The organism is Shewanella sp. MM_2022_3, from assembly GCF_022557375.1.
Lineage (GTDB): Bacteria > Pseudomonadota > Gammaproteobacteria > Enterobacterales > Shewanellaceae > Shewanella > Shewanella xiamenensis.
In genome coordinates this window covers 40,119-65,846 of sequence record NZ_JAKZGV010000009.1, presented here as the reverse complement: position 1 = coordinate 65,846, position 25,728 = coordinate 40,119, and the positions used below count along the sequence as shown (strand labels likewise).

General features: G+C 45.1%; 20 protein-coding genes. 15 read left to right on the top strand and 5 right to left on the bottom strand.

Annotated elements, in window-relative coordinates:
• Nucleotides 1-170: 170 nt before the first annotated feature.
• Both MMG82_RS07695 and MMG82_RS07690 read left to right on the top strand, forming a co-directional pair.
• On the top strand, nucleotides 171-2,738 hold the full coding sequence (locus MMG82_RS07695; protein WP_172591028.1) for an acylase: 2,568 nt from the start codon (nucleotides 171-173) through the stop codon (nucleotides 2,736-2,738).
• 448 nt (nucleotides 2,739-3,186) lie between these two features.
• Entirely contained in the window at nucleotides 3,187-4,479 is a 1,293-nt protein-coding gene (locus tag MMG82_RS07690) for an HAAAP family serine/threonine permease (protein ID WP_037414617.1), read from the top strand.
• Between the two features lie 58 nt (nucleotides 4,480-4,537).
• On the opposite strand, the gene MMG82_RS07685 is transcribed toward MMG82_RS07690, so the two are convergent.
• Complete coding sequence (locus MMG82_RS07685) at nucleotides 4,538-4,981, bottom strand: GNAT family N-acetyltransferase (RefSeq protein WP_047539879.1); 444 nt, start codon at nucleotides 4,979-4,981, stop codon at nucleotides 4,538-4,540.
• A gap of 218 nt (nucleotides 4,982-5,199) precedes the next feature.
• Between MMG82_RS07685 and MMG82_RS07680 the strand changes: the two genes are divergently transcribed.
• Together MMG82_RS07680 and MMG82_RS07675 are read left to right on the top strand one after the other, a co-directional pair.
• A complete protein-coding gene (locus MMG82_RS07680; protein ID WP_047539877.1) occupies nucleotides 5,200-5,496 on the top strand; it encodes a DUF4234 domain-containing protein in 297 nt (98 codons plus the stop codon).
• A gap of 162 nt (nucleotides 5,497-5,658) precedes the next feature.
• Nucleotides 5,659-6,981, top strand: coding sequence for a dicarboxylate/amino acid:cation symporter (locus tag MMG82_RS07675; protein WP_037414623.1), 1,323 nt, complete (start codon nucleotides 5,659-5,661; stop codon nucleotides 6,979-6,981).
• Nucleotides 6,982-7,049: 68 nt separating this feature from the next.
• On the opposite strand, the gene MMG82_RS07670 is transcribed toward MMG82_RS07675, so the two are convergent.
• Nucleotides 7,050-7,466 carry an META domain-containing protein gene (locus MMG82_RS07670; protein ID WP_047539874.1) on the bottom strand — a complete coding sequence of 139 codons (417 nt, stop codon included), beginning with the start codon at nucleotides 7,464-7,466 and terminating at the stop codon, nucleotides 7,050-7,052.
• Between the two features lie 70 nt (nucleotides 7,467-7,536).
• Here MMG82_RS07670 and MMG82_RS07665 point away from each other — a divergent pair, with 70 nt between their 5' ends.
• Complete coding sequence (locus tag MMG82_RS07665; RefSeq protein WP_047539871.1) at nucleotides 7,537-7,767, top strand: hypothetical protein; 231 nt, start codon at nucleotides 7,537-7,539, stop codon at nucleotides 7,765-7,767.
• 15 nt (nucleotides 7,768-7,782) lie between these two features.
• On the opposite strand, the gene MMG82_RS07660 is transcribed toward MMG82_RS07665, so the two are convergent.
• Nucleotides 7,783-8,796 carry a GGDEF domain-containing protein gene (locus tag MMG82_RS07660; RefSeq protein WP_241406693.1) on the bottom strand — a complete coding sequence of 338 codons (1,014 nt, stop codon included), beginning with the start codon at nucleotides 8,794-8,796 and terminating at the stop codon, nucleotides 7,783-7,785.
• A 153-nt stretch (nucleotides 8,797-8,949) separates the two neighbouring features.
• Between MMG82_RS07660 and MMG82_RS07655 the strand changes: the two genes are divergently transcribed.
• The 4 genes from MMG82_RS07655 (at nucleotide 8,950) to MMG82_RS07640 (ending at nucleotide 13,277) form a co-directional block, all read left to right on the top strand.
• Nucleotides 8,950-9,510: a GNAT family N-acetyltransferase gene (locus MMG82_RS07655; RefSeq protein ID WP_047540875.1), complete on the top strand. Its 561-nt coding sequence runs from the start codon at nucleotides 8,950-8,952 to the stop codon at nucleotides 9,508-9,510.
• A 125-nt stretch (nucleotides 9,511-9,635) separates the two neighbouring features.
• Nucleotides 9,636-11,648: an EAL domain-containing protein gene (locus MMG82_RS07650; protein ID WP_241406692.1), complete on the top strand. Its 2,013-nt coding sequence runs from the start codon at nucleotides 9,636-9,638 to the stop codon at nucleotides 11,646-11,648.
• Complete coding sequence (locus MMG82_RS07645) at nucleotides 11,638-11,982, top strand: hypothetical protein (protein WP_169547379.1); 345 nt, start codon at nucleotides 11,638-11,640, stop codon at nucleotides 11,980-11,982. The genes MMG82_RS07650 and MMG82_RS07645 overlap by 11 nt, the downstream gene beginning before the upstream one ends.
• A gap of 323 nt (nucleotides 11,983-12,305) precedes the next feature.
• On the top strand, nucleotides 12,306-13,277 hold the full coding sequence (locus MMG82_RS07640; RefSeq protein WP_235522154.1) for a sensor domain-containing diguanylate cyclase: 972 nt from the start codon (nucleotides 12,306-12,308) through the stop codon (nucleotides 13,275-13,277).
• Between the two features lie 150 nt (nucleotides 13,278-13,427).
• On the opposite strand, the gene metK is transcribed toward MMG82_RS07640, so the two are convergent.
• A complete protein-coding gene (gene metK / locus MMG82_RS07635; protein ID WP_241406691.1) occupies nucleotides 13,428-14,579 on the bottom strand; it encodes a methionine adenosyltransferase in 1,152 nt (383 codons plus the stop codon).
• 476 nt (nucleotides 14,580-15,055) lie between these two features.
• Here metK and tkt point away from each other — a divergent pair, with 476 nt between their 5' ends.
• The 5 genes from tkt (at nucleotide 15,056) to MMG82_RS07610 (ending at nucleotide 22,606) form a co-directional block, all read left to right on the top strand.
• Nucleotides 15,056-17,050 (top strand): transketolase, encoded by a 1,995-nt coding sequence (tkt, locus tag MMG82_RS07630; protein ID WP_241406690.1) that lies wholly within the window; start codon nucleotides 15,056-15,058, stop codon nucleotides 17,048-17,050.
• Between the two features lie 128 nt (nucleotides 17,051-17,178).
• On the top strand, nucleotides 17,179-18,195 hold the full coding sequence (gene epd / locus MMG82_RS07625) for an erythrose-4-phosphate dehydrogenase (RefSeq protein ID WP_172587374.1): 1,017 nt from the start codon (nucleotides 17,179-17,181) through the stop codon (nucleotides 18,193-18,195).
• A gap of 132 nt (nucleotides 18,196-18,327) precedes the next feature.
• Entirely contained in the window at nucleotides 18,328-19,503 is a 1,176-nt protein-coding gene (locus MMG82_RS07620; protein ID WP_047539863.1) for a phosphoglycerate kinase, read from the top strand.
• Between the two features lie 197 nt (nucleotides 19,504-19,700).
• The gene (gene fba / locus MMG82_RS07615; RefSeq protein ID WP_011071213.1) at nucleotides 19,701-20,768 is read left to right on the top strand and encodes a class II fructose-bisphosphate aldolase; all 1,068 of its coding nucleotides are present in this window, start codon (nucleotides 19,701-19,703) and stop codon (nucleotides 20,766-20,768) included.
• Nucleotides 20,769-21,112: 344 nt separating this feature from the next.
• Nucleotides 21,113-22,606: a helix-turn-helix domain-containing protein gene (locus MMG82_RS07610; protein WP_239642771.1), complete on the top strand. Its 1,494-nt coding sequence runs from the start codon at nucleotides 21,113-21,115 to the stop codon at nucleotides 22,604-22,606.
• Here the strand turns inward: MMG82_RS07610 and MMG82_RS07605 are convergent.
• On the bottom strand, nucleotides 22,584-24,062 hold the full coding sequence (locus tag MMG82_RS07605) for a histidine kinase N-terminal 7TM domain-containing protein (protein WP_047539859.1): 1,479 nt from the start codon (nucleotides 24,060-24,062) through the stop codon (nucleotides 22,584-22,586). The two genes, MMG82_RS07610 and MMG82_RS07605, sit on opposite strands and share 23 nt — an antisense overlap.
• Before the next feature lie 388 nt (nucleotides 24,063-24,450).
• On the opposite strand from MMG82_RS07605, the gene MMG82_RS07600 reads away from it, so the two are divergent.
• Nucleotides 24,451-25,728, top strand: a complete 1,278-nt coding sequence (locus MMG82_RS07600) for a hypothetical protein (RefSeq protein ID WP_047539857.1) — start codon at nucleotides 24,451-24,453, stop codon at nucleotides 25,726-25,728.

The following is a 25,728-nucleotide window of genomic DNA, read 5'->3' as shown; positions in this document are numbered from 1 at the left end:
TCATTGCTATGACTCAGTAAAAATAGCTTAGTAAAAGCAAATGTTTGGGGAGCAAATAGCCATAGCCGAGCATCAGGAAGCGACATGCCATTATTGCTCCTTCAGTAAGTTAGCTGATTTAAGCAGTAAAGCGATGTCATTGAAGGAACCAAAATTAAGAGATAATAATAATGAAATTCAACAAACTCATGATCGCGATGGGGATGGCCTGCGGGGTGATGCTGACAGGCTGTAACGATAGCGAAGATAGTACTCCACCTGCCGAACCTGAAACCCAACTGCAAACCTTTGCCCCTAATGGCTTACTCAAAGCCAATATCCGACGAACCACCTACGGCGTACCCCATATCCAAGCCGACAATTTAGAAAGCCTAGGTTTTGGTAGCGGTTACGCACAAGCGCAGGACAACCTCTGCGTGCTCGCCGATGGTTTCATTAAGGCGAATTCCCAGCGCTCTATGTACTTTGGCCCCCATGCGTCGATAGATTTCACCACAGGGCTACCTACCGCCGAAGATAATGGCAACTTAATCTCCGATTTTGCCTACAAAGCCTTAAAAATCCGTGAGCAAGCCGAAGCTAAGTGGCCGCAGTTTAGTGAACGCTCTCGTGCATTGATCCAAGGTTTTACCGCGGGTTATAACCAGTATCTTGCGGATGTGGAGGCGGGCAAACAAACAGCAGAACCTTTCTGTGGCGGCCAACCTTGGGTAAAACCTATCGTGCCTGAAGATGTGGTCACTTATTTGTTTTCCATTGCATTGTTACCCGGAGCGGCTAACTTCCTCGATTTGATTTTCTACGCTAATCCTGGGGATGCGCAGGAATATATGCCACGTATCGTGGGGCCTGCGCCGAGCCAAGAGCAGACCGCGTTTGTTAGCGATATGCAGTCTAAATTGATAGCCCGTGCTGCCCGTATTACCACGCCAGAAACCAATCCTCGGGATTTAGGATCTAACGGCTGGGGACTGGGTAAAGATAAGACCGAAAATGGTCGCGGTATGGTACTGGGCAACCCGCATTTCCCGCACACGGGTAACCTGCGTTTTTGGCAATCCCATATTACCATCCCTGGGCATTTAGATATGATGGGTGGCTCGCTGGTGGGGATGCCTGGCCCGATCAATATAGGTTTTAACAAAGACTTAGCTTGGACTCATACCTTCTCAACTGCTGAACATTTTGTGATGTACAACCTTGAGTTGGTCTCGGGCGATAGATTGCAATATCTGTTTGATGGTAAGCCCATGCCGATCAATAAAGAGACGGTTTCTATCATAGTGAACGCCGGTCCTGCGGGCATGTTAGTGGCTGAAAAAGATATTTACACCACGGCCAAAGGCCCTATGGTTGAGGCGCCACCTACGCTTGCGCCTTTTGGTTGGGATGATGGCAGTGCCTTTATGATCCAAGATGCCAATATGGCGACAATGGATCCTGTCGATCACTGGCTCGCCATGAACTTAGCGACCAATAAAGATGAATTTCAACAAGCCTTTAAAGATTACGACGGGGTTATTTTCAACAACACTATGTATGCCGATAAAGAGGGCAATGCCTTCTATATCGACGACTCGACAGTACCCGGTTTGTCCGAGTCTGCCGTTGTGCTGTTAAAGACTTCGCCCGATATTAAGGCGGCAAAAGAGAAAGCCGGCTTTACTATTTTGCCGGGTAATACTTCCTTGTTTAGCTTTAGTGGCCCCACGCCCTATGAACGTGCGCCTAAGCTGGAGCGTAGTGACTTTGTGCAAAACTCCAATGACTCCTTCTGGTCAACAAACTTGAATGAGCCCCTGACCTACTTCTCGCCTATGTATGGCCCAGAAGCAGGGCAATTATCGCTGCGTACCCGTATGGGATTAACGCTAATGCAGGATGCGGCAGGCAGCGATGGTAAGTTCAATCTCCAAGAGTTGGAGGCTGCCGTATTATCAAATCGTAGTTACTTGGCTGAACTGGTCTTGCCGGCATTAATTGCCCAATGTGAGGCACAAGGCAGTACGCCTGTGGTAGTGTCTGCTAGTTTATCAAAAGATCTCACCTCAGCTTGTGCGGCGTTAAAAGCGTGGAATGGTAAGCAAGATAATGACAGCAAAGGCGGCGCCTTACTGCGCGAATTTGCCCATCAGTTTAATCAAAAGACGATGCTGACAAAGAGATTTGATCCCGCGAATGCGGCGACCACTCCGAATACACTGGCTACCGACGGCAGTGCATTAGTGGCGCTTGCCCATGCTGCGCTGAATTTAGAAGCCGCAGGTTTTGCTTTAGATGCGCCGCTAGGTGATGTGCAGTTTGTCGAGAAGTCTCTTCCCGATGGCACTGCCAGCGGAGCGCGTCTACCTTGGCCTGGGAGTCACAACGCTGAGGGTGGTTTTAACGTGTTTTCAACTAGCTTATCAGGCGACGATACGTTAATTCCACAACATAAATATGCGCCTCTGATGGACGTTGTTACAGGCAAAGCCATGGGTTCTGGCTTAACGGCGAAGGGATATCAAATACGTTATGGTTCAAGTTGGATGATGGCGGTGAGCTTTACCGATGAGGGCCCTGTTGCGCGCGGCATACTCACTTATTCTGAGTCGAGCAATATACTGTCGCCTTCGTTTACCGACCAAAGCAATCTGTATTCCAGCAGTAAGAGTTTCCGTCCTTTACTGTTTAAGGAAGCTGATATTGCGCCAGCCGTAGTCTCAACCACTGAGTTGGTGCTGCAAAAAGCCCAATAATGCTGCGCTAGTCGGGTGGTGATTCATTGGCCCACTTAGGTGGGCCTTTTTATTGGGTGGGCTTTTTATAGGTTGTTCAACGTTACAAAATGTAAAAATTTAACAATGCCGCTAGTGATCTAGTTCAAGTTTTTATAGTGGTTGTTTGAGCTTTGTTGTATTTATCGGTTTTTTGCGACTTAACACGTTTTTGTGGCTTTTATCGACGACAGAGTAATGTCGCCATTTAGGCTTAAGGGTAAATTTACTGTACTTTCTTGGTGATTAATTGTGATCACTTTGATGCGCCATTGAAAATTTATTACATAAATTCATAGATCTAGATCTCAATCCCAGCTTTATTTGAAATTCCATTACTTAAAATGGTTTTAGATCAACTTTTGCTTAAGCTTTTTCGCTATCCTTACGCCGAATTTTTTATGCGGTTTCACCGTAAGGTAATTTTACTATGCAAAAAGATGCGATCAGTGTTTTAGAAACACCTCAAAGCACGCAAGAAAGCACAACAAGACGCTTACCTTGGACGCGCCAAGATACTACTTGGATGCTGAGTTTATTTGGTACCGCTGTGGGGGCGGGCATTCTCTTTCTACCTATCAATGCGGGTATGGGTGGTTTTTGGCCCTTAGTCTTGATGGCCATTATCATCGGACCTATGACCTATTTGGCCCACCGTGGTCTTTCACGCTTTGTTTGTTCATCGAGCATTCCTGGCAGTGACATTACCCAAGTGGTTGAAGAACACTTTGGGATTGGCGCGGGCAAGGCGATTACGCTGCTCTATTTTTTAGCGATCTATCCGATTGTGCTGATCTATGGCGTGGGGATCACCAATACTGTTGATAGTTTTATCGTCAACCAATTGGGCATGGCATCACCGCCGCGTTTTCTGCTTTCTGGTATCTTGATTTTCGGCATGATGGCCGTGATGGTAGCCGGTGAGCAATTTATGTTGAAGGTGACTCAACTGCTGGTGTATCCGCTGGTAGGGATTTTGGCCTTTATGTCTTTGTATCTTATTCCTGAATGGAAAATGGATGCACTGCAAGTTGTGCCTGAAACTGGCGCCTTTTTAGGCACAGTATGGCTAACCATCCCTGTACTGGTGTTTGCCTTTAACCATTCTCCGGCGATTTCGCAATTTTCGGTTTCCCTTAAGCGCGACCATGGCGGCAATGCCGCACGTAAGGCCGATGTGATCCTGCGTAATACGTCGATGATGTTAGTCGGCTTTGTGATGCTATTTGTGTTCTCCTGCGTGTTGTCATTGTCGCCTGAACAATTGGCCGAAGCGAAGGCAAAGAACCTGCCGATTTTGTCCTATTTAGCAAACGTGCATGATAGCGGTTTTGTCAGTTATTTCGGGCCTTTCATTGCCTTTATCGCGATTGTTTCTTCCTTCTTTGGTCACTATATGGGCGCAACTGAAGGTATGAAGGGCATTATTGTTAAGCAATTACGCTCAAGCAATAAGCAAGTCTGTGACAATAAACTGAACAAGTTTATCCTCGTGTTTATGTTTGCCACCATTTGGGGCGTTGCGATTAAAAACCCAAGTATTCTGGGAATGATTGAGGCGCTAGGCGGCCCAGTGATTGCGGCGATTTTGTACTTAATGCCAATGTATGCTGTGTATAAAGTGCCGGCACTAAAAGCTTATCGTCACCGTATCAGCAATGTGTTTGTGGTGATTGCGGGTTTACTGGCGATGACGGCGATTCTATTTGGTCTACTCAGTTAAGACTGAGATACATAAGCGGTTTAAATGAAAGGATCGAGCATTGCTCGATCCTTTTTTATTACTTTTCTTCGTACATTAGATAGTAACTTTGCTTCATCCCTAAGGCTTGGTAGGTTTGCTGGGCTGCGAGGTTTTCCTGCTCGACATATAAACGGAAGCTGGCGGCGCCACCATTGGCCTCGGCCAATTGTTTTACCTCAGCATAGAGCTTGCCATAAATCCCCTGACGGCGATTTTGCGGGCGAATATATACGCTCTGGATCCAGTAGTAATCTTTGGCTCGCCAGTCGCTCCACTCGAAGGTAACCATCAGCGAGCCGACAATTTCGGCATCGATTTCAGCCACCAGATAAAAGCCTTTTTCGGGATGATTAAGTAGGGTATTGACGCCTTTGATAAGCGTGGTTTCATCTAAGGCAAGACCTTCAGTCTCTTGCGCCATTGCCTGATTAAATTGGACTAGGGCGCTAAGATCTTGCACTTTAGCTTTACGGATCAACATTTAACAACTCCTCGGCGGTTAATGGCATTTACCGCTCTTGTGTTTGGGATGACGCTGATGTATCGGGATGAGTTAGGCATACACTGTAGCACGGAACCCCCCATCAGAACGAGTGAGCACAGATCCCTATTGCCCTTTAATTGCGGCTAAATTTTGTACGACTAAAGTCTAATCTGCTAGGCTTGAATAAGGTTTTCACTAGCAGAAGTGGCGCGATTATGGGATTCGTTAAATCAACTCGTCGGTTTAAACCAATATTCTTACAACCTTATGATGCTCATAAAGATCTTCAAGTTAACCATGGGATGCACTTTATGCTAACTTTAGTTACCTTTGGCTTATGGGGGCTGGTTTGGTGGTATTTGATCCTAAAATCTCAGGGGGAAAATCAGTCACTCTTTAGCGGTTTCGATGATGACTATTGGAGCTACCTTATTGAGCGGGAGCAGCCGCCTGCATCGTTGTATCGTCAACGTTTTGCTCCGTCAGACAATACGGCGCAATTCGAGGCCTAAGCCATGCTTTAGCTGGATTTTGCCGCGGTTGATATCAACGTGATATAGATCATCCTTAAAGTTTTATTGCTTATGGTAGACTCGGCGGCTGGCTAATTGAAGGTTAGTCCCGCCAAGGATAAGGCTTTGCCCTATCATCATTTCAAATTCAAGGTTATAAACATGTCAAAACAAAGGTCATCAGCCTTAGGCCGGATCTGGTCTGCTTGGATGTCAGTGCCCCTGTGGCTACAAATTTTCGTTGGTATGGTGCTCGGGATTCTGGTGGGGGTCACTTTAGGCGAGCAAGCTTCCTACCTAAAACCTATTGGCACGCTGTTTGTGAATACCATCAAAATGCTGATTGTGCCTTTAGTCTTTTGTTCCTTGATTGTTGGTGTCACCTCAATGGAAGATACCGCCAAAATGGGCCGGATTGGTTTTAAATCCTTTGCGTTTTATCTCTGTACGACGGCGATTGCGATAAGCCTAGGCTTAGTGGTGGGCTATGTGATTCAACCTGGTGCGGGTGTTCCTTTGTTGCAACACGAGGCGGTAAGTACGGCCAAAGAAGTACCCTCGGTGATGCAAACGCTGATTGATATAGTGCCCACCAACCCTGTCGCTGCATTGGCGAGTGGCCAGATCCTACAAGTCATTGTGTTTGCCGTGGCACTTGGGATTGCATTGGTATTGATTGGCGACCATGGCAAACCTGCGATTAAGGTGTTTGAGAGCCTTGCTGAGGCCATGTACAAGTTGACCGATATGGTGATGAAGCTTGCGCCCTATGGTGTGTTTGGTCTGATGGCATGGGTTGCGGGTGAGTATGGCATCGACATGCTATGGCCACTGATTAAAGTCATTATTGCCGTTTATATTGGCTGTATTATCCATGTGTTAGGTTTCTACAGCATAGTGCTGCGCCTATTTGCCAAGCTTAATCCGTTGCATTTTTTCAAGGGGATCAGCAATGCGATGGCGGTGGCATTTACCACCTCAAGTTCGGCAGGCACTTTACCTGCAAGTATGAAATGTGCGAGCGAATATCTTGGGGTAAACAAGAAGATCTCCAGTTTCGTATTGCCCTTAGGCACCACCATCAATATGGATGGTACAGCCCTATACCAAGGCGTGACCGCGCTTTTTGTGGCGCAGGCCTTTGGGATTGATTTAACGTGGGTCGACTATCTAACGATTATTTTAACCGCGACGTTAGCCTCAATCGGCACCGCGGGGGTACCGGGCGCAGGCTTAGTGATGTTGACTCTAGTGCTCTCGACAGTGGGCTTACCCTTAGAAGGTGTAGCCTTGATTGCGGGGATTGACCGCATTTTGGATATGGCGCGAACTGTTGTGAACGTCTCTGGTGACTTAGTGGCGACGACCGTAATTGCCAAATCAGAAGATGAGCTTGACGTTGAGCATTACAATGCTGATATGGTGCAAAGCGCCGTGATTGCAGAGCAAAATGCCGCAAACGAAAGTGCTGCGACTAAGAGTTAATCGATCGAGTTAAGATTTGATTCGAATAAAAAACCGCCAATCGGCGGTTTTTTATTATCGATACACTTTTATTTCAGTTGGGTTAACACTAAAACAGGTTTATCGTCGCTGCTGAGTAATGTCAGACGTCCTTGCACTAATTTGGCTTTAGCGACCAGTGGTAGTGCTTGCATGACTTTATGCTCTTGCTGCATCAATGAATCGACACAGGCTTTCATGGTGCTGCCACCAGGGATGATTTTCAACTCCTGTCCTTGCTGGTTATATTGGCCAAAAAAGTTATTGCAGCTGTTATTGCCTGAAAGCTTACCTTCAGCATCGAAGGTGATTTGAGCTGGGCTGTAATCAACAGTCGGTTGTCCTTGGACTGCTTCAATATGCCAGCTTCCCTGTAATGACACTGTGTCTTGATGGGCGACGTCAGTACTCTGACAAGCCGTTAAGCCAAAAAGTAATGCGCTTAATAGAAATGTTTGTTTTAACATTGTCTCAGTTCCTTTTTCGATATTCATGGCAATAGTGTACAAGTTTAGCGAGAGATAAAAAGAGGTTTATATGCAAGATAGCATTAAAAGCACTATGAATTTGTTGAAGTTTTTACATTGGTTAGGGGTTTTGATGTTAGTTTGTGGACTTGGGCTTTATATGTTGACTCAATGGAGTCTAGAAATCAGTGGGATGTTATTGATCGCAAGCTTAATTGGCTTAGGCTTAGTGTTGATGTCACCTTATCCTGTGGTGTTATTTATCCAATGGGCGAAGCGTCAGGATGAGTTGCCAAAATAATAGCGTTTGCGACTTTTACAACTCGGCCGAGTCTGCAGCGGGGTTGTTATAAAGCTCGGCATTGATCCCTTTTGCCTGATTACTGCTCGATTGTGTTGGCTCTTGCAACATAGATTTTAGTTTACAGCGAGCATCTTCCATCATGGGCGCTAACTTAGCCGTCGATTCAGGGGTAAAGAAACTGTAACTGGAATCGAGTTTAAGGTGATGATTTTGCTGTTCTAATTGTTTTTCGACCCGCTTTATAATGTGCAATATATCGCGTTCGCTATCGACAAAGGCTAACACCACAAACTGAGTCGCGCTGAAATGGGCTGCAACATCGGCTGTGCGAATGGTATCTTGAACCAAATTACCGAGGAGCCTGTGATGTTTCTCTTCTAAGCGTTTTTCCGGCGAGTCAGCTTCAATCAATTCGAAGAAAAGAATCCCCGCATGGGCGCCAAAGCGTCGTCCAAGATTGAGTTGCCTAGGAGCCATCATCATAAAGCCGTAATGGTTGAGCATGCCGGTCTCTTGATCGCGCATTGATAGCGATTCGATTCTATGGTTTTGACATAACAGGGATAATTCCTGCTGAAGCAGGATTTGGAAAGGTTCAAGCATGGCGCTGTTGCTTAAAGGATCGGCCATATGGGGATTTAACACGCATAGTGAACCAAATTGACTGCCATCTGGCCATGCAATGGGGCGGGACAGAATGTATTGAATTCCGTCAAAATCTCTTGGAAGTTCATCGAGCATAAAGCGGCTTAAATTGAGATAATCTCCGTCTATGTTGCTATTTTTTAATGCTTCAAAGAGCGGGAAGTTATTTGGAAAAAGCGTGCCAGAAGTAAAAAGCGGCGTTTCGCTGACAGAACTGACGATCACTTCAAAACCCGATTGCGTTATCTGTAATACAAACACGTGGGTAGCGCTGTAGTAACTTTTTATTAATTCGCATTGTTGCATCCAACGACCTAAATTGACTTGAAGTAGATCGTTGTCAAGCACACTGATTTGGGAATTGATAGTCTCTGGCAGCATAAAATGGCGAGTGAATGACCTACAATTCAATAAGTGTGGGAAACAATAGCGTTATTAGCAAATTTTTTCCTAAAAAATAAAGTCTTTAGCATTTATTTAAGTATACTGACGCGCTTAAAATCTAGTGATAAGCTCAACTTGGACATACCTCTGATGCAAACGCGATTAGCAACTAAACAAGATGTTGATATATTGGCCGCGTTAGAGCGCCAGCATCTCAATGATGAGTTAATGTCTAATGGTGTCAATTTGGAAGGGCAAGCATTTAATCGTAATGAATTAACTCAGCTAATTGATAAGCATTGGATTGTGGTCGCTGAAATTAACGGACGCATTATAGGTTATGTGATTGCGGGACGTTGGTCGTTTTTTGAGATCTGGCCAATTTATCGCAATTTGTTGAAAAGATTGAATCGAATCAATGGCGATGGTCCTCAATTAACGGTGCAAAACAGCTGCCAATACGGTCCTATCTGGGTTGATAAAGCATATCGTGGCCAAGGCGTTTTTGAGGCACTTGTTACTCGCATTTACCGAGAAGTTGCGCCTAGTTTTACTTATCTGGTGACGTTTATAGCTGATGAAAATGAGCGTTCTTTGGCGGCGCATACTCGTAAAGCTAAAATGCAAGTTGCAGATTTTTTTACTTTTTCTGATAGGGATTATTATATTATGAGCGTTGATATTCGCTCATATGCACTCGCTCATCGTTAACTCGTTTTCCCGCCATATGTTACGTTGTTCTGCTTTCAAAAATCAGTATTTTTTAGGTTGATTGTGTCCTAAAAGATTGATCGACTATGTTTTATTAAATAGTTGTCAATAATAACCCTGATATCATGTTTGAACTTCGAAATTTTCTGGACAGAAGTTTTCTTATCTCTGTACGTGAGTCCTTCATCGCGTTATTGCCGTTTATTCTTGTAAACTCACTACTATCACTGGTTATAGCGTTATTAAGTAGTTGGATCCCGGAATGGCAAACAACGGCATTTTTTTATGGCTTAACATTTTTTTCTGTGCAGCTTGCAAAGATATTTCCGTTGCTTGCGCTTATTTCTCTTTCCTTCCATTTTGCCAAATATCTTCAGCTTTCAGCGATTGTTGTGTGCTCAATCTCCTTTAGCATCTTACTGGCTTTGCATGTGCCAACCACAGAGGAAGTACTTAGCATTGATTATGTTGATGTGGTTTTAGGTGATCCTCGGGTGGTTTTATTACCGATTTTAACGGCATATCTATTGCGCATATTGGTTACTTGGCGATGGCTAGACTTAGTAAAAGGAAAAGCATTGAGTCGATACTTAAAACAGCATCTGAATATTTTTTTGCCAGTAGTTATTTGTTTTATGGTTATATTGATGCTTGTTACTGAAGCATCTGCCTTACTTAGCTGGTTTTTTTCGCCACTAATTGATACTTTGCAAACCGCTAGTATTGGGATCCAATTGTTTATCCGTATTTTATTAACCCATGTGCTCTGGAGCTTCGGAGTGCACGGTGATAATGCATATCTACTATTAATTGGTGTCGATAATGGCTTGACTGAGGTTGTACCTAATCTAACTGCTAGTCAATTTATGGATTTGTTTATTCTTTACGGTGGCAGCGGGGCAACTTTATCGCTCATTATTGCTATTTTCATTAGTTCTAAAGACAGTGCAACACGCCATATTGCTAAGATTGCAACACCCTTTGCATTTTTCAATATCAATGAAATATTAATTTATGGTTTACCTATTATTTTCAACCCTAGATTATTATTGCCATTTATACTCTCGCCCATAGTGAATTTTATATTGGCCTATAGCGCCATCAGTATAGGTATTCTAGAATTTGATGCTCATAGCTTTCCTTGGATAACACCTCCATTTATTAATGCTTATATGGCGAGTGGGCATTTTAGTGCTGTAATATTTCAATGCTTTTTGATAGCTATCGGTGTGTTGATTTATCTACCATTTGTACAGCGATTTTCTTTAATGAGTGAACACTATGAGTTCGATCGTGAGCTTATCAAAAGGATTCAATTTCAAGCAGATATTGAGCTGATGAATGAAACACATTATCTAAAAAAACAGTCAGAGTCTTTAAAGGCTGAAATTAATTTAGAGAAAACCATCAAAGAGGTGTTAGCCGGTGAATTACAGCTTCACTATCAACCTAAGATTGCTTTAATTGATGGTAAAGTGGTTGGATTTGAGGCGCTTATTCGTCTTCGGGATGAGTATGGGGCCTTAAAAGGCCCTTATTTTATTGATGCGTTTCAACGTGCGGGCTATTCCCACATTATTGATCGTTTTGTAATTAATACCGTTGCAGAAGATCTTGCTCGTTGGGCATTAGAGGGCTTTTTTCCTAAGGTCAGTATCAATATTGACCCCAATAACATCACCGATAGTCAATTATTAGCGATTATGAATGATAGATTAGGTAGTGTTGCTCATCAGGTCGAAATTGAGATGTTAGAATCGGCATTCATGTTGGATTTAAGCCGCATTGATAGCAGTATCAAACAGCTTAAGCAGTGTGGTTTCCGTTTTTGGTTGGATGATTTTGGTACTGGGTTTTCGAGTTTAAGTCTACTGAGTCGAATTAATGTCGATGGTATTAAGCTAGATCGCAGTATTCTCGCCAATGCCAGTGAGCCTAAAGGTCGTACTTTATATCTGCAAATTTGCAAACTTTGTAGTAGTTTAGGTTTTAGCTTAACAGCTGAGGGTGTTGAAACCCGTGTTGAAGCCGAGTTTGTAAAAGAAGCTGGTGTTGCTTATGTGCAAGGTTGGTTATATGCCAAGGCAATGCCAGGACCCGATGCTAAAGCCTTTTGGTTGGAGATAAATGGTGAGTAAATCCTTGGTCAATATCTTGTTGACTAACTATGCCCAGACTAGTTTATCGGCGTGGGACAACCTGCGCGTATTATTATCCGAGTGTGCCTTGCAGCAATGTGAGGCCCGAGGATTTGAAGTCGATTGCGACGATAGTCGCCCCCATTATTGGTTACAGATTGAAGATTGTTGGCTCGATTGCGGCCGCACCAATGCTTACAGTGCGGCTATAGTATGTTTAACGCCTGAGGTCGTTCAAGGTGCAAGGATAATTGGCGAACAAGAGTGTGCACTGTTATCCGCTGCGCAGATAAATCTGCTGTGTATGCAAAACGCCCATTTTGACCACTGCTAAAACATAAACAATTCTGATATTCCTTAGAATAATAAATTCTGCAGTGGCTTTGTGTTTCTTATTTCGCCAAACGAGGGATTACGACACGTCATGCACTTTGCACTGCATAACATCGCGCCTAATTGTTATAAAAGTGGAAACGTCAACACGCCCTAATAATGGTAAACTTAGTTACTTAGTGTTCTTGATAATAACTTGCTCATTTGTTCATTAGTATTAAGTTATTTAGCACCTCTTTTTGAGTATTTATTCTTGGCGTATTGGGATTTGGCTGCTTTACTTAACCTACTTATTTATCAAATTTGTATTGTTTTTAGCGCGGGATGTACACTGCCATGGTGGATGATGATTGGTGTGATGGATCGCATTTTATCGAACATGCCAAATTTCTGGCTGCTCTTCTAGATTCTCTGGAGGATCAAATTTCGGTAATTGATAGTACAGGTGTCATACAATTTACCAATCTTTCATGGAATCGGTTTGCCGAGCAAAATGGTATGCCGAAGGGCTATAATTGGATTGGGACAAACTATATGAATGTGTGTGCAGGTTCTGATGAGCCGCTTGCACTAACCGCATTTGAGGGTATTCGCCGAGTTATTCAGCATGACCAAGAGCGATTTTCTATGGAGTACCCTTGCCATAGTCCTGATATCTTAAGATATTTTCTGATGCGAGTCGTCTCAGTTCAAGGCCAAGGCGTTGAACCCGGTTATTACGTTATTTCCCATGCCAATATTACTGAGCGTAAACTACTGGAGCTAGAGATAGCGGATTTATCTGAACACGATGCATTAACTGGCTTAGCCAATAGGCGGTTATTTAGTCGTTTTTTGCACAACGAGTGGCGTCGAAGTCAGCGAGAGCAAACCCCGCTTTCCCTTCTTATGCTGGATTTGGATAATTTCAAGGCATGTAATGATCACCTTGGCCATCAGATGGGGGATGATTCGTTACAGATGGTGGGAAGAGTGTTGAAGTCTTTCTGCCAACGTCCTGCTGACTTACCTTGCCGGTTTGGGGGAGACGAGTTTGCGTTAATCCTAGGCAATACGGATAGAGAAAATGCTCAACAGATTGCTGAGAAGATCTGTCAAGCAATTAAAGCATTGGATATTGTTATCGAGGGAGATACTCGATTGAGTGCGAGTGTTGGGGTTGCGACTCTCTGTGCAGGAATTCGTGATTCTGAAACTCTGTTACTTAGTGCAGCCGATGCGGCGTTATATGTTGCTAAGCGGGCTGGTAAAGACTGTTGCCATGGTGTGCATTTAGAGCCTTGTTTTACGGAATAATAGGAAGATAGTCTCAATACTAGACTCGTCACCTAATATTCGATTGTACTTATCATTTTAAAAAGTTAAAGGTTGTAACCTTTGTCATTGGAAACAAAAAACCGCCCTTAGGCGGTTTTTTTACAAGCGAAAGCATGGGGATAATGCAGATTATAGACCTGCATCGGCGAGCAGTGCGTCAGCTTTATCCGTCGCTTCCCATGGGAACTCGCTGCGGCCAAAGTGACCATAAGCGGCAGTCGCTTGGTAAATTGGACGAGCTAAGTTCAACATTTCAGTTAGGCCGTATGGGCGCAGGTCGAAGTGTTGACGGACTAACTTGATTAAGACTTCTTCAGATACTTTACCCGTACCGAAAGTCTCAACACTGATAGAAGTCGGTTCAGCTACACCGATAGCGTAAGACACTTGGATCTCACAACGGTCTGCCAGACCCGCTGCTACGATGTTTTTCGCAACGTAACGGGCAGCGTAAGCAGCACTACGGTCTACTTTTGATGGGTCTTTACCAGAGAATGCACCACCACCGTGACGCGCCATACCGCCGTAGGTATCCACAATGATCTTACGACCGGTTAAACCACAGTCACCCATTGGACCACCGATAACGAAACGGCCAGTTGGGTTAATGAAGTATTTAGTGTCCTTGCTCAGCCATTGTGCTGGCAGAACTGGTTTGATGATGGTTTCCATCACGCCTTCAATCAAATCCGCTTGGGCGATATCAGGGCTGTGTTGGGTAGACAGTACGATCGCATCGATACCAACAATCTTGTTGTCTTCGTAAGCGAAGGTAACTTGGCTTTTCGCATCTGGGCGTAACCATGGCAGAGTGCCGTTTTTACGCACTTCAGATTGACGCTTCACTAATGCGTGGGCATAAGTAATAGGCGCTGGCATCAGAATGTCAGTTTCGTTGCTGGCATAACCAAACATTAAACCTTGGTCGCCGGCACCTTGCTCTTTTGGATCGGCGCGGTCAACACCTTGGTTGATGTCTGGAGACTGTTTACCAATCGCGTTTAATACGGCGCAAGAATCGGCATCGAAGCCCATATCAGAATGGATATAACCAATTTCACGAACCGTTTTACGGGTCAGCTCTTCAATATCAACCCAGGCAGAGGTGGTCACTTCGCCACCTACTAATACCATGCCAGTTTTGACATACGTTTCGCACGCGACACGTGCTTTAGGATCTTGGGCCAGAATCGCGTCTAGCACAGCATCAGAAATCTGATCTGCAATTTTATCGGGATGACCTTCTGAGACCGACTCAGAAGTAAACAAGTGCTTTGCCATAGTAGGAAAATCTCGTTGTTAGCAATCAAACGTGTAGAAGCATCTACATCTAGACGGCTATTTTAGTGGAATTTCATCGCCATGACACCCCCAAAGCTAAATATTTCTGTACTTAGTGAGGTAAATCTCAGCTTTAAAATTTGAACTAAAAAGCATGTTAGTCATTTAACTGATTGAAAATAATTAATTAAAAGTGTTTAAAATCCATCTAATTCCGTTAAGGATACGCGGCGGCATTTCCTCTTTTCCACCGAGACGTGCTTTGGGGGAAATTGTACAGAGTATTGTCATAGCGACTTAAACTACGAATCATTGGCTTGAATAGTTCATCCTTAAGCCATTTTTTATCGCAAAAAGTTCTATTGGCGATGGTAAGGCGAGATTGTGATGAATTTTCGTTTGCGTCGCTTCGCTATGTAGGGGAAAATATGCGTCCAAATTGCCCGCTAGACCCCACAAATTAAGCAGGAGAGAGCATGTCTTCCCGTAAAGTACTCGCCAACGCAATCCGTGCGTTAAGTATGGATGCAGTTCAAAAAGCAAACTCAGGCCACCCAGGCGCCCCAATGGGCATGGCAGATATTGCTGAAGTGCTGTGGAATGATTTCCTTAAGCACAACCCGAACAATCCGAAATGGGTCGATAGAGATCGCTTTATCCTCTCTAACGGTCACGGCTCTATGCTGATCTACTCTTTATTACACCTCACTGGCTACGACCTGCCAATGGATGAACTGAAGCAATTCCGTCAGTTACATTCTAAAACCCCAGGTCACCCTGAATACGGTTACACCCCAGGTGTTGAAACCACCACGGGTCCATTAGGTGCGGGGATCAGCAACGCTGTGGGTATGGCGATTGCAGAAAAAACCTTAGCGGCACAGTTTAACCGTGAAGGTCACGAGATTGTTGACCACTACACTTACTGCTTCCTTGGCGATGGCTGCTTGATGGAAGGTATTTCCCACGAAGCGTGTTCTCTGGCTGGTACCTTAGGCCTAGGCAAACTGATCGCATTTTGGGATGACAACGGCATCTCTATCGACGGCCATGTTGAAGGCTGGTTTACCGATGACACGCCAAAACGTTTCGAATCATACGGCTGGCACGTGATTGCTGACGTAGATGGTCACGATAGCGATGCGATTCGCGCTGCTATCGAAGCGGCTAAAGCGGTCACCGATAAACCAACCATGATCTGCTGCAAAACCATTATCGGTTTTGGTTCGCCAAACAAATCTGGCAGCCACGATTGCCACGGCGCGCCATTAGGTGATGCGGAAATCGCCGCGGCCCGTGAATTCTTAGGCTGGCCACATGCGCCATTCGAAATCCCTGCCGATGTATACGCTGGTTGGGATGCTAAAGAAGTGGGAGCCGCCCGTGAAGCGGCATGGAACGATAAGTTTGCCGCTTACGCTAAAGCATATCCAGAACTGGCGGCAGAATATGAGCGCCGTGTACTGAAAGGTGAATTACCAGCCGATTTCGAAGCCAAAGCACAAGCCTTTATCCAAGAATGCCAAGCCAAAGGCGAAGGTATTGCGAGCCGTAAAGCGTCACAAAACGCGATTGCAGCCTTTGGCGCTATGCTGCCTGAACTGTTAGGCGGCTCAGCAGACTTAGCGGGTTCTAACCTCACCTTGTGGGCAGGTTCTAAAGGGATTCAAGACGATCCAGCGGGTAACTACGTGTACTACGGTGTGCGTGAATTCGGTATGAGCGGCATCATGAACGGTGTGTCTCTGCACGGTGGTTTCATCAACTACGGCGCGACTTTCATGATGTTCATGGAATACGCACGCAACGCTGTACGTATGTCTGCACTGATGGGCATTCAAAACATCTTCGTTTACACCCATGACTCTATCGGTCAAGGTGAAGACGGCCCAACTCACCAACCCGTTGAGCAATTAGCTAACCTGCGTATGACGCCAAACATGGCGGTATGGCGCCCATGTGACGCGGCTGAAACCGCAGTAGCGTGGAAAGCGGCTATCGAACGTCGCCATGCTCCAACATCACTGATCTTCAGCCGTCAAAACCTGAAGGCTCAAGCACGTACTGCTGAGCAATTAGCCAATGTGGCAAAAGGCGCTTACGTACTGCAAGACTGTGCAGGTACACCTGAGTACATTCTGATCGCTACTGGTAGTGAAGTGCAATTGGCGGTAGAAGCTGCTGCGGCCCTGACTGAACAAGGCAAACAAGTTCGCGTGGTATCTATGCCATCAAACACTGAGTTTGATAAGCAAGATGCTGCTTACAAAGAATCTGTACTGCCAAAAGCCGTAACTAAACGTATTGCTATCGAAGCGGCCCATACTGACTTCTGGTACAAGTATGTTGGTTTCGAAGGCACAGTTGTGGGCATGACTACTTTTGGTGAGTCTGCGCCAGGCAACGTGCTGCTGAAGCACTTCGGTTTCACCGTTGAAAATGTGCTGAACGCTGCAAAATCACTAGGCTAATTGTTTAGGTGATGGGATTACCGACAAAAGGTTAAACTTTTGAAAGGTTAATCTGTATAATGCGGCCTGCAATCGTTTGCAGGCCGTTTTTGTATATGCAGTATTGTTAAGAGGAAATAAAGACCTCAATGATCCGAGTCGCAATCAATGGTTATGGTCGTATTGGCCGCTCAATCCTTCGTGCTTTATATGAGTCCGGAAAACGCCAGCAAATCCAAATTGTCGCAATCAATGAGTTGGCTAAGCCTGAAGCCATTGTCCATTTGACCCAGTACGATACTACCCACGGTCGATTTCAGCCCAGAGTCAAATTAGTCGATGATCAGATGCTGATCGGCGATGACGCCATCAAAATTCTCCATGAACCTGATCCAGCCAAGCTACCTTGGCGCGAGATGGACATCGATATCGTCTATGAAGCGACAGGTGCCATTTTAGATCGACAAAGCTGCGAGGCCCATATCCACGCGGGTGCCAAACAAGTCTTAATCAGTCATCCTTCATCGGCCGATGTCGACGGCACTATCGTTTACGGTGTGAATCAAGACTTACTGCGCGCCGAGCATACTGTGGTCTCCAATGCTTCTTGTACCACCAACTGTATCGTGCCTGTGATTGATGTACTGGATAAACACTTTGGCGTGAAAAGTGGCGCGATTACCACCATTCATTCGGCGATGAACGATCAGCAAGTGATTGATGCCTATCATGATGACTTACGCCGCACCCGAGCGGCTGGGCAGTCAATTATCCCTGTCGACACTAAACTTGCCCGCGGTATTGAGCGGATTTTGCCGCATATGAAGGACAAGTTTGAGGCGATTTCGGTGCGCGTTCCCACGATCAACGTTACCGCTATCGATCTTTCGGTAACATTAGATAAAACAGTGGATATTGCGACCGTCAATCAAGTGTTAGAATTGGCCGCCAATGGACGATTTAACGGCATCTTAGGCTATACTGACGAGCCGCTGGTATCCTGTGATTTTAACCATGATCCGCGCTCCAGTATTGTCGATGGCACCCAGACTCGGGTGAGCGCAGGGCAGTTGGTTAAACTGTTGCTGTGGTGCGATAACGAGTGGGGCTTTGCCAATCGCATGTTAGATACCAGTTTGGCGATGATTGCAGCTAAACAAAGCTGAAGATAAGAATTGATACCAATGGGTTAAAGCGTAGTGGCCAATTCGACGGGATGTCGAGTGCCGAATCGCCATCTACACTAACCGATTGATGAAAAACCAGTTTGTTTTTTGATTATAAAAGGAAGCGTTACCATGGCAATTATCAATATGTCAGATTTAGATCTCCAAGGTAAGCGAGTGCTTATTCGTGAAGATCTCAATGTGCCTGTCAGCAACGGCGTCGTCACCAGTGATGCACGTCTGCGTGCCTCACTCCCTACTATCGAGTTAGCCCTTGCTAAAGGCGCGGCGGTAATGGTGATGTCTCACTTAGGTCGTCCAACCGAAGGTGAGTACAACAGTGAATTCTCCATGCAACCTGTAGTCGATTACTTGGCCAAAGCCCTGTCTTGCACCGTCCGTTTAGCGACCGACTATTTAGACGGCGTTGAAGTTGCGGTAGGCGAAGTGGTTGTGTTTGAAAACGTTCGCTTTAACAAAGGCGAGAAGAAAAACGATGAAGTGCTGTCAAAGAAAATGGCAGCCTTATGTGATGTGTATGTGATGGATGCTTTTGGCACGGCTCACCGCGCAGAAGCCTCAACCAATGGCGTTGGTTTATACGCGCCAATCGCCTGTGCTGGTCCATTACTGGCCCAAGAGTTAGATGCTTTAGGTAAGGCGTTAGATAATCCAGCGCGTCCATTAGTGGCAATTGTTGGCGGCTCTAAAGTGTCAACTAAGCTGACTGTGCTAGAAAGTTTATCCGGTATTGTGGATCAATTAGTGGTTGGCGGTGGTATCGCCAATACCTTTATCGCTGCGGCGGGCCACAATGTAGGTAAATCCTTATACGAAGCGGATTTAATTGATGAAGCTAAGCGCTTAGTGGCGAACGCCCAAAGCCGCGGTGGCGACATTCCTGTGCCTACTGATGTGGTTGTTGCGGGTGAGTTTAGCCCTACAGCTGCTGCGACCTTAAAAGCGGTCAATGAAGTAGGCGATAGCGACATGATTTTCGACATCGGTCCCGACAGCGCCGAAGCCTTAGCGAAAATCATTGAGTCTGCTGGCACTATCGTATGGAACGGCCCTGTGGGCGTGTTCGAGTTCGACCAATTCGGTGAAGGCACTAAGCGTATCGCGCAAGCTATCGCTGATTCTAAAGCCTTCTCTATCGCTGGCGGTGGTGACACCTTAGCGGCGGTCGATAAATACGGTATCGCCGATAAAGTCTCTTACATCTCTACTGGTGGTGGTGCTTTCCTCGAGTTCCTCGAAGGTAAAGAGTTACCCGCTGTAGCTATGTTGAAAAAACGCGGTGCCTAACATTGAGTTAGGTATTGCGCTGTCGCGGCACTGCGCCGCGACAGCACAAAAATGATAAAAAATTATAAAAAAACCGCTCCTTCTCTAAAGGGATTTACACATCACTAGAGCGATTGAGCATAAAAATCCATCCAAACGATAGCGACCTCGGTGACCCAGCGTTAATGTGAAGTCACCCTATTATTGGAGTTAAAAAAATGGCGTTAATTTCCCTACGACAACTACTCGATCACGCGGCAGAGCATGGATACGGTGTGCCAGCGTTCAACGTAAACAACCTTGAGCAAATGCGCGCCATCATGCAGGCCGCAGAAGCCACCGACAGCCCTGTTATCGTGCAAGCCTCTGCGGGTGCGCGTAAATATGCGCGTCCACAATTCTTAAAATACCTGATGACGGCTGCACTTGAGCAGTATCCCGATATCCCAGTCTGTATTCACCAAGACCATGGTACTGACCCTGATATCTGTCAGCGTTCTATCCAATTAGGTATGTCATCAGTAATGATGGACGGCTCATTAATGGCCGATGGTAAAACCCCTGCTTCTTACGAGTACAACGTTGATGTAACTCGCAGAACCGTAGCATTCGCCCACGCGTGTGGTGTGTCTGTTGAGGGCGAAATCGGTTGTTTAGGCAGCTTAGAAACCGGTACAGCCGGTGAAGAAGACGGTGTGGGCGCAGAAGGAGTATTGAGCCACGATCAACTGCTGACCAGCCCAGAAGAAGCGGCACGCTTTGTTGCCGATACCCATGTTGATGCGCTAGCGATTGCAATTGGTACTAGCCACGGTGCATACAAGTTCAGCCGTAAACCAACGGGTGATGTACTGCGTATCGACCGCATCAAAGAAATCCATGCCCGCATTCCTAACACTCACTTAGTGATGCACGGTTCATCTTCAGTGCCGCAAGAATGGCTTAAAATCATCAACCAATACGGTGGTCAAATTCCTGAAACTTACGGTGTGCCATTAGAAGAAATCGTTGAAGGTATCAAACACGGCGTGCGTAAAGTGAACATCGATACCGACCTGCGCTTAGCGTCTACTGGTGCAGTACGTAAATACTTGGCCGAACACCCAAGCGAGTTCGACCCACGTAAGTTCCTGAAAGCCTCTATGGAAGCGATGGCAGACATCTGTACCGTTCGCTACGAAGCCTTTGGTTGTGCGGGTCAAGCTTCTAAGATTAAGCCTTTGTCTTTACAAGCAATGTACAAAGCGTATCAATCAGGTGCCTTAGATCCTAAGATCAATCTGTAAGCTTTAAATCACTTTTCAAAGCCCGCTGATTAGCGGGCTTTTTTATTTTACTTTAATAAGTTAGCTACTTTTTATTATAACTTGAATGCGTTTTTTTCTGATACTTATGTTGGCTTTGGGTTTTGTATGTTAAGTATCTTTGGTGGGGTTATGTGATTTTGATCGAGTCAATTGGATTGCCAATAGTCGAAAAATCTTCACAATAACCGAGCTAAATTATCGATTTGTTGAATGGAATGTCTGGAGAAGTACTGTTGTCCTCATTTTTTGGGTTTCTGTTGCTGTTAAGCATCTTGGTTTTTTGTGTTTATCTAGTCAAACTCACGATAACTTACCAAGCAAAGGTGAAGTCATTTCAGACTGAACTTACTCAGGCTAATCAAATAATACAATCGCTTAGGCAACAACGTGAATGTGAACAGCGCACCTTTAGTCAGCTATTTACTGAAATAACAAAAAATGTCACTTGGTTAGCACCCTATATTGCCAACACTCAGACCCATACTGATGAGATGAATGTACTATTGCTGCGAATCAATCAGTTACTCGAGAGTACAAAGCAGTGGAATGAGTCATCTCGCCAGATGTTATCCTCACCATTTTTGTTGCAACCTTGGCTAAAAAATCAGTTAAGTTTCGAAAAGGCAAAAAGCCAACAACCTTTACCCATTCATATCAGTGAAATCCCCGATCTGCTTGTTCAAACCCATCTCGAACTGTTAGAAAAAGTCTTTAATAAGTTTTGTCAGGACGTCAGACAATCGACAGGCTTAGCTGGCTATGTACTTGAGATAGAGTCACAGCAAGGGCTTCGCTTAACCTTAACGGGTAACGTCGAGGCTACGCGGGAAGAATATGCCGATGACAGCTACCTGCTGCTAAAAAAACAGGTGGAAGAAAATGGAGGGGAACTCTGTTGCCTGCATAGCTCACAATCAATAGCGCAATATACGCTATGCCTACCAGCGACTGTCTATGAATTACCGCTATTTACGCCGGATTTCAGATATCTAAAGCACCATATTGCCGATGAAAGCAAAGCTAAAATATTGATCGTCGAGAGCGAACCAGAGTTTATGGATTGGCTTTATTACCACTTAGCGGCGGATTTTCGGCTCACTCTTTGCCAAACATGGCAAGGAGCGCAATATGAGTTAGATGAACAGGGCGCAGAATTAATCCTGTGCGATACCCAGTTAAGTGATGGCGATGCGGCCAGTTGGTTATCAACACTCAAACATCAGCCTGAATATGCCGCTATTCCGTTTGTGATGTTAACTGCGGTTGATGATCCGCAGCAGCGCTTACAGGCATGGCAGTGTTATGCTGATGATTATGTCAGCAAAAACAGCGATCCCGCATTATTGGTGGTGAGGTTAAATGCTTTAATTGAAAATAGGCGCCTTGTGCAGCAGCAAATGTTATCGCTTTCCTTAGCCACAAATTCTGTGCAAGAACCCTCTTCTGCACCTGTGCTAAGCACAACAGAAAGCCTCGATGAACAATTCGCTAAACGTTTAAGATGGGTGATTGATCTGCACATTACCACACAGGAATTGACGGTTGAGTTTGTTGCACAGCAGTTTCATACCAGTAGCCGCTCATTGCAGCGGCGGGTACAAAGCGTATTTGGCTTGTCATATTCTCAATATTTAAAGCAAACCCAATTACAAATCGCTAAGGATGCTTTAGTCGCAGGGCACAGCGTTAAAGAAGCGGCCTACTATGCAGGTTTTACCAGTCAAAATTACTTTGGCCGCGTCTTTAGAGCGGAATATGGGGTAACGCCCAGCCAATTTAAAAAGGATGCCAGTACTAAACCGCCAAACTTGGCTTAAGTTTTTTTAATTGCATGGCCTCACCTAAGAGGCGATCAATAACTTGTCGATCGCTTTCTTCAGAGAGGTGTTGAACACAAAAAGTGCTGATAGCAAGTGAGGTCAGTTGTTTGGCTTTATCTGCTAGTTGCAGCGCGAGTTGATTGGCATCCTCTAACCAATAGCGGGGTAAAATAATAATAAAAATATCGCCAATATAACGAGTTAATATGGCATCACTGGGTAAGTGATGACTGAGGATATGGCTTAGCTGTTTTAGGCGCATATCGCCAACAGTATAGCCGTGAACTTCATTCACTTTACGAAAGCCGACAATATCCAATACAACAATAGAAAGCGGCGTTAACTGGTGGCGACTTTCAATAATTTGTTGTTTAAGTCGGCAATGTAATGCATGGCGGTTATGGCAGCCCGTTAATGAGTCGGTATTGGCGATTCTTTCCATTTCTTCGAGCAGTTGCTCTTTTTCGGTGACATCGGACAGCATAATCACACTGCCAATCGCCATGGCGGCGTCTTTTCCCATGAGTGAACGCTGTATTTGGACTCTTTTACCATCGTTTAATCTGATCACCTTAGTTTGGTTATCAGCCACTAGCGATGGGTCAATAAAACTACTTAATGGTTGACCTATTTTCCCCGTCGATAGTGCTGGCAAGAAGATTTTTGCCTTTGGGTTATAGTCAATTAAGCGCGATTGCTCATCAATCACGATATAACCTTGTTCAACTTGGTGAAATATTTGATCCCGTGCAATGGGGGTGAGTTTAATTAAGTCATAACGAAACACGCTTATCGCAAAGGCGATAGTACAAAAGATAAAACCAAAAGTACCTATATCAAGGCCGTAGGGAGTATTGCCAAAAAGCGTCCAAATATAGTTCAGCCAAGTTAAAGTAATGCCGACCAGAATGAGTAAAATCTGTGGTCTTAATACTGGATGTGTATTTTGCATGCAGCGGATAAAAATAATCACACTCACGATAACGGCCAAATGAATATAGAGCGAATAAGCTAAGTACAGCCATCCTAAATGATTGGTCGTGACAGTGATGTTATCCACTTTTTCTAGCCCGACAATATTAAAGCCTAGCCCATGCAAATCATTGGTTAATTGGCCTAATAGCACTATGGCACTGATCGAAAGCAAACTGCTCACTAACCATAAAGGTGGCGAGGTTCGGGTCTGATAACTCACCGCAAACAAGACTACACAGGTAGGAATAAAGCAGGCACCTACAAATTCAATATTGAGCCAAAATTTAATTGAATCTAGCTCATGGCTTGTCAGTTCAAAAGCATAACCAAAGGCTTGAATCGCGTAAGCCAGCAGCAGCCCAATAAACCAAATCGTGACCGCTTGATAACGGATTTTAAGTGTTGCCCCGGCAAGGATGAGGCATAGCGCGGAGATAACGAACAATACCCAACTGAAAACCGTAAAATCAGCAAACATGCTAACGCCTTCTCAATACGCCGTAACCCATACATCAATCACACGCGGCTAACTGACGCATATCCGCTCAGTATCCATTTTTCTACAAATGCGCGCCTATCTTAACGTCATCAATACAAGAAAGAAATAAGCATAAAACAAAAGGCTGACACCTAAACCGCATTATTTATTCGCACTTTTACGCCAACTATTCGGACTAATACGCCAAGGTGATTGCGTTCAATCCCCCGCTGAGTTCACATACAAGTTCTTTATTTTTCAGTCGTTAATCTGTTATCGCGAGAGACCGCTATTTCAATACTCAATGTCAATGGGCTGTTGAGTATCACGATAGCACTTGGTGGACTTTGGCTTGGCAATAACAGATAAAGCAGAAAAGGGAATAACCGTGATTCGAGCGAAAAAACCAATTACACAGGCATTTTCAATAGCCTTGTTTGCCATGTTCAGTGGCGTACTTTCTGGCTGTGGCGGAGATGACGCAGGGGCTAATCCTTCACCAGAGCAACCGGATAATGGTGGTGGCGTTACTCGGGTCACTATCAGTTCGGTCGCCTCAGAGGGCGGCTCGATACTGCCCGTACAGCTTGAACTCAACAAAGGCGGTTCAGCCAGCTTTGTGATTAGCGCCAATCCTGGCTATTCCATTGACCAGATCACTGGCTGTGATGGTGAGCGACAAGGCGATATTTACCAGGTTAAAAATGTGCAGCAAAGTTGCCAAATTACCCCCACTTTTACGCGTAATCGCTATCAAATAGATACAAAGATCACGGGCAACGGCCAGATTATTCCGACGCAATTGCAACTAGAGTATGGTCAGCAAGGGCAATTTACTCTCACCCCACAAACGGGTTTTATCATCGCCAATGTGACGGGATGTGAGGGAAACTTAAGCGGCAATACCTATACCAGCTCACCAGTGACGAGTGCTTGTACGGTTAACGCTAGCTTTACCCCTGTTGCTTATACCGTTACCGCCAGTGCGAGTGAGGGAGGGATTATTTCGCCTGAAAGCCAACTGGTAAACCATGGTCAAAGCGCATCTTTTACCCTTACGCCTAATCCAGGTTATCGAGTCGATACAGTGAGTGGCTGCGATGGCACCTTAAAGGAGAATACCTATGTTATCCAAAGTGGCTCGGCTGATTGCAGCATAAAAGCCCATTTTGCATTAGCGGCAAATTTCACCAATGTACAGATAGGTACTCAAGCCTTAAGCCCTGAGCAACAGCAACAACCCTTGTTTTTAGTAAACGATGCCTACGCCAAATCCCTCGATAACAACCTAGCCGAAGCAAGTATCGCCACGTTACCCGAGCAAAATCAATTGTTAACGCTAATTGATCACACTGGCGAGCCTTTAATGCTAGGGCTAAAACTCGCCAATCAACCAACCACTGAGGTGACGGTAGAAAGCAGCGCAGTGGTATTTGTTTTAAGCAGCAACCATTTTTACGGTGCTGATTTTACCGACCGAGCTGAACTCAACCGCCGTATACGCGCGCATCAAACCTTCCCGCAATTAGTGAGTGAGCTTAGCGAGCAGTTACAAAACGGTAATCCTTGCCCAATGGATAGAAGCTGTAGCGCAGTGGCGGCGATCATTTCTGAGCGCATTGCCAGTTCTTTAAATGTTGATGGTTTATTGGTGGCGGGAGAATAA

What these genes read in the sequence shown, in the direction of transcription:
- MMG82_RS07695 (WP_172591028.1), top strand. Translation starts at nt 171, where the DNA reads ATGAAATTCAACAAACTCATGATCGCGATGGGGATGGCCTGCGGGGTG.
- MMG82_RS07645 (WP_169547379.1), top strand. Translation starts at nt 11,638, where the DNA reads ATGGTGAGTAAATCCTTGGTCAATATCTTGTTGACTAACTATGCCCAG.
- tkt (WP_241406690.1), top strand. Translation starts at nt 15,056, where the DNA reads ATGTCTTCCCGTAAAGTACTCGCCAACGCAATCCGTGCGTTAAGTATG.
- MMG82_RS07605 (WP_047539859.1), bottom strand. Translation starts at nt 24,062, where the DNA reads ATGTTTGCTGATTTTACGGTTTTCAGTTGGGTATTGTTCGTTATCTCC.
- metK (WP_241406691.1), bottom strand. Translation starts at nt 14,579, where the DNA reads ATGGCAAAGCACTTGTTTACTTCTGAGTCGGTCTCAGAAGGTCATCCC.
- MMG82_RS07670 (WP_047539874.1), bottom strand. Translation starts at nt 7,466, where the DNA reads ATGTTAAAACAAACATTTCTATTAAGCGCATTACTTTTTGGCTTAACG.
- fba (WP_011071213.1), top strand. Translation starts at nt 19,701, where the DNA reads ATGGCGTTAATTTCCCTACGACAACTACTCGATCACGCGGCAGAGCAT.
- MMG82_RS07660 (WP_241406693.1), bottom strand. Translation starts at nt 8,796, where the DNA reads ATGCTGCCAGAGACTATCAATTCCCAAATCAGTGTGCTTGACAACGAT.
- MMG82_RS07620 (WP_047539863.1), top strand. Translation starts at nt 18,328, where the DNA reads ATGGCAATTATCAATATGTCAGATTTAGATCTCCAAGGTAAGCGAGTG.
- MMG82_RS07680 (WP_047539877.1), top strand. Translation starts at nt 5,200, where the DNA reads ATGGGATTCGTTAAATCAACTCGTCGGTTTAAACCAATATTCTTACAA.
- MMG82_RS07650 (WP_241406692.1), top strand. Translation starts at nt 9,636, where the DNA reads ATGTTTGAACTTCGAAATTTTCTGGACAGAAGTTTTCTTATCTCTGTA.
- epd (WP_172587374.1), top strand. Translation starts at nt 17,179, where the DNA reads ATGATCCGAGTCGCAATCAATGGTTATGGTCGTATTGGCCGCTCAATC.
- MMG82_RS07685 (WP_047539879.1), bottom strand. Translation starts at nt 4,981, where the DNA reads ATGTTGATCCGTAAAGCTAAAGTGCAAGATCTTAGCGCCCTAGTCCAA.
- MMG82_RS07690 (WP_037414617.1), top strand. Translation starts at nt 3,187, where the DNA reads ATGCAAAAAGATGCGATCAGTGTTTTAGAAACACCTCAAAGCACGCAA.
- MMG82_RS07655 (WP_047540875.1), top strand. Translation starts at nt 8,950, where the DNA reads ATGCAAACGCGATTAGCAACTAAACAAGATGTTGATATATTGGCCGCG.
- MMG82_RS07640 (WP_235522154.1), top strand. Translation starts at nt 12,306, where the DNA reads ATGTACACTGCCATGGTGGATGATGATTGGTGTGATGGATCGCATTTT.
- MMG82_RS07675 (WP_037414623.1), top strand. Translation starts at nt 5,659, where the DNA reads ATGTCAAAACAAAGGTCATCAGCCTTAGGCCGGATCTGGTCTGCTTGG.
- MMG82_RS07665 (WP_047539871.1), top strand. Translation starts at nt 7,537, where the DNA reads ATGCAAGATAGCATTAAAAGCACTATGAATTTGTTGAAGTTTTTACAT.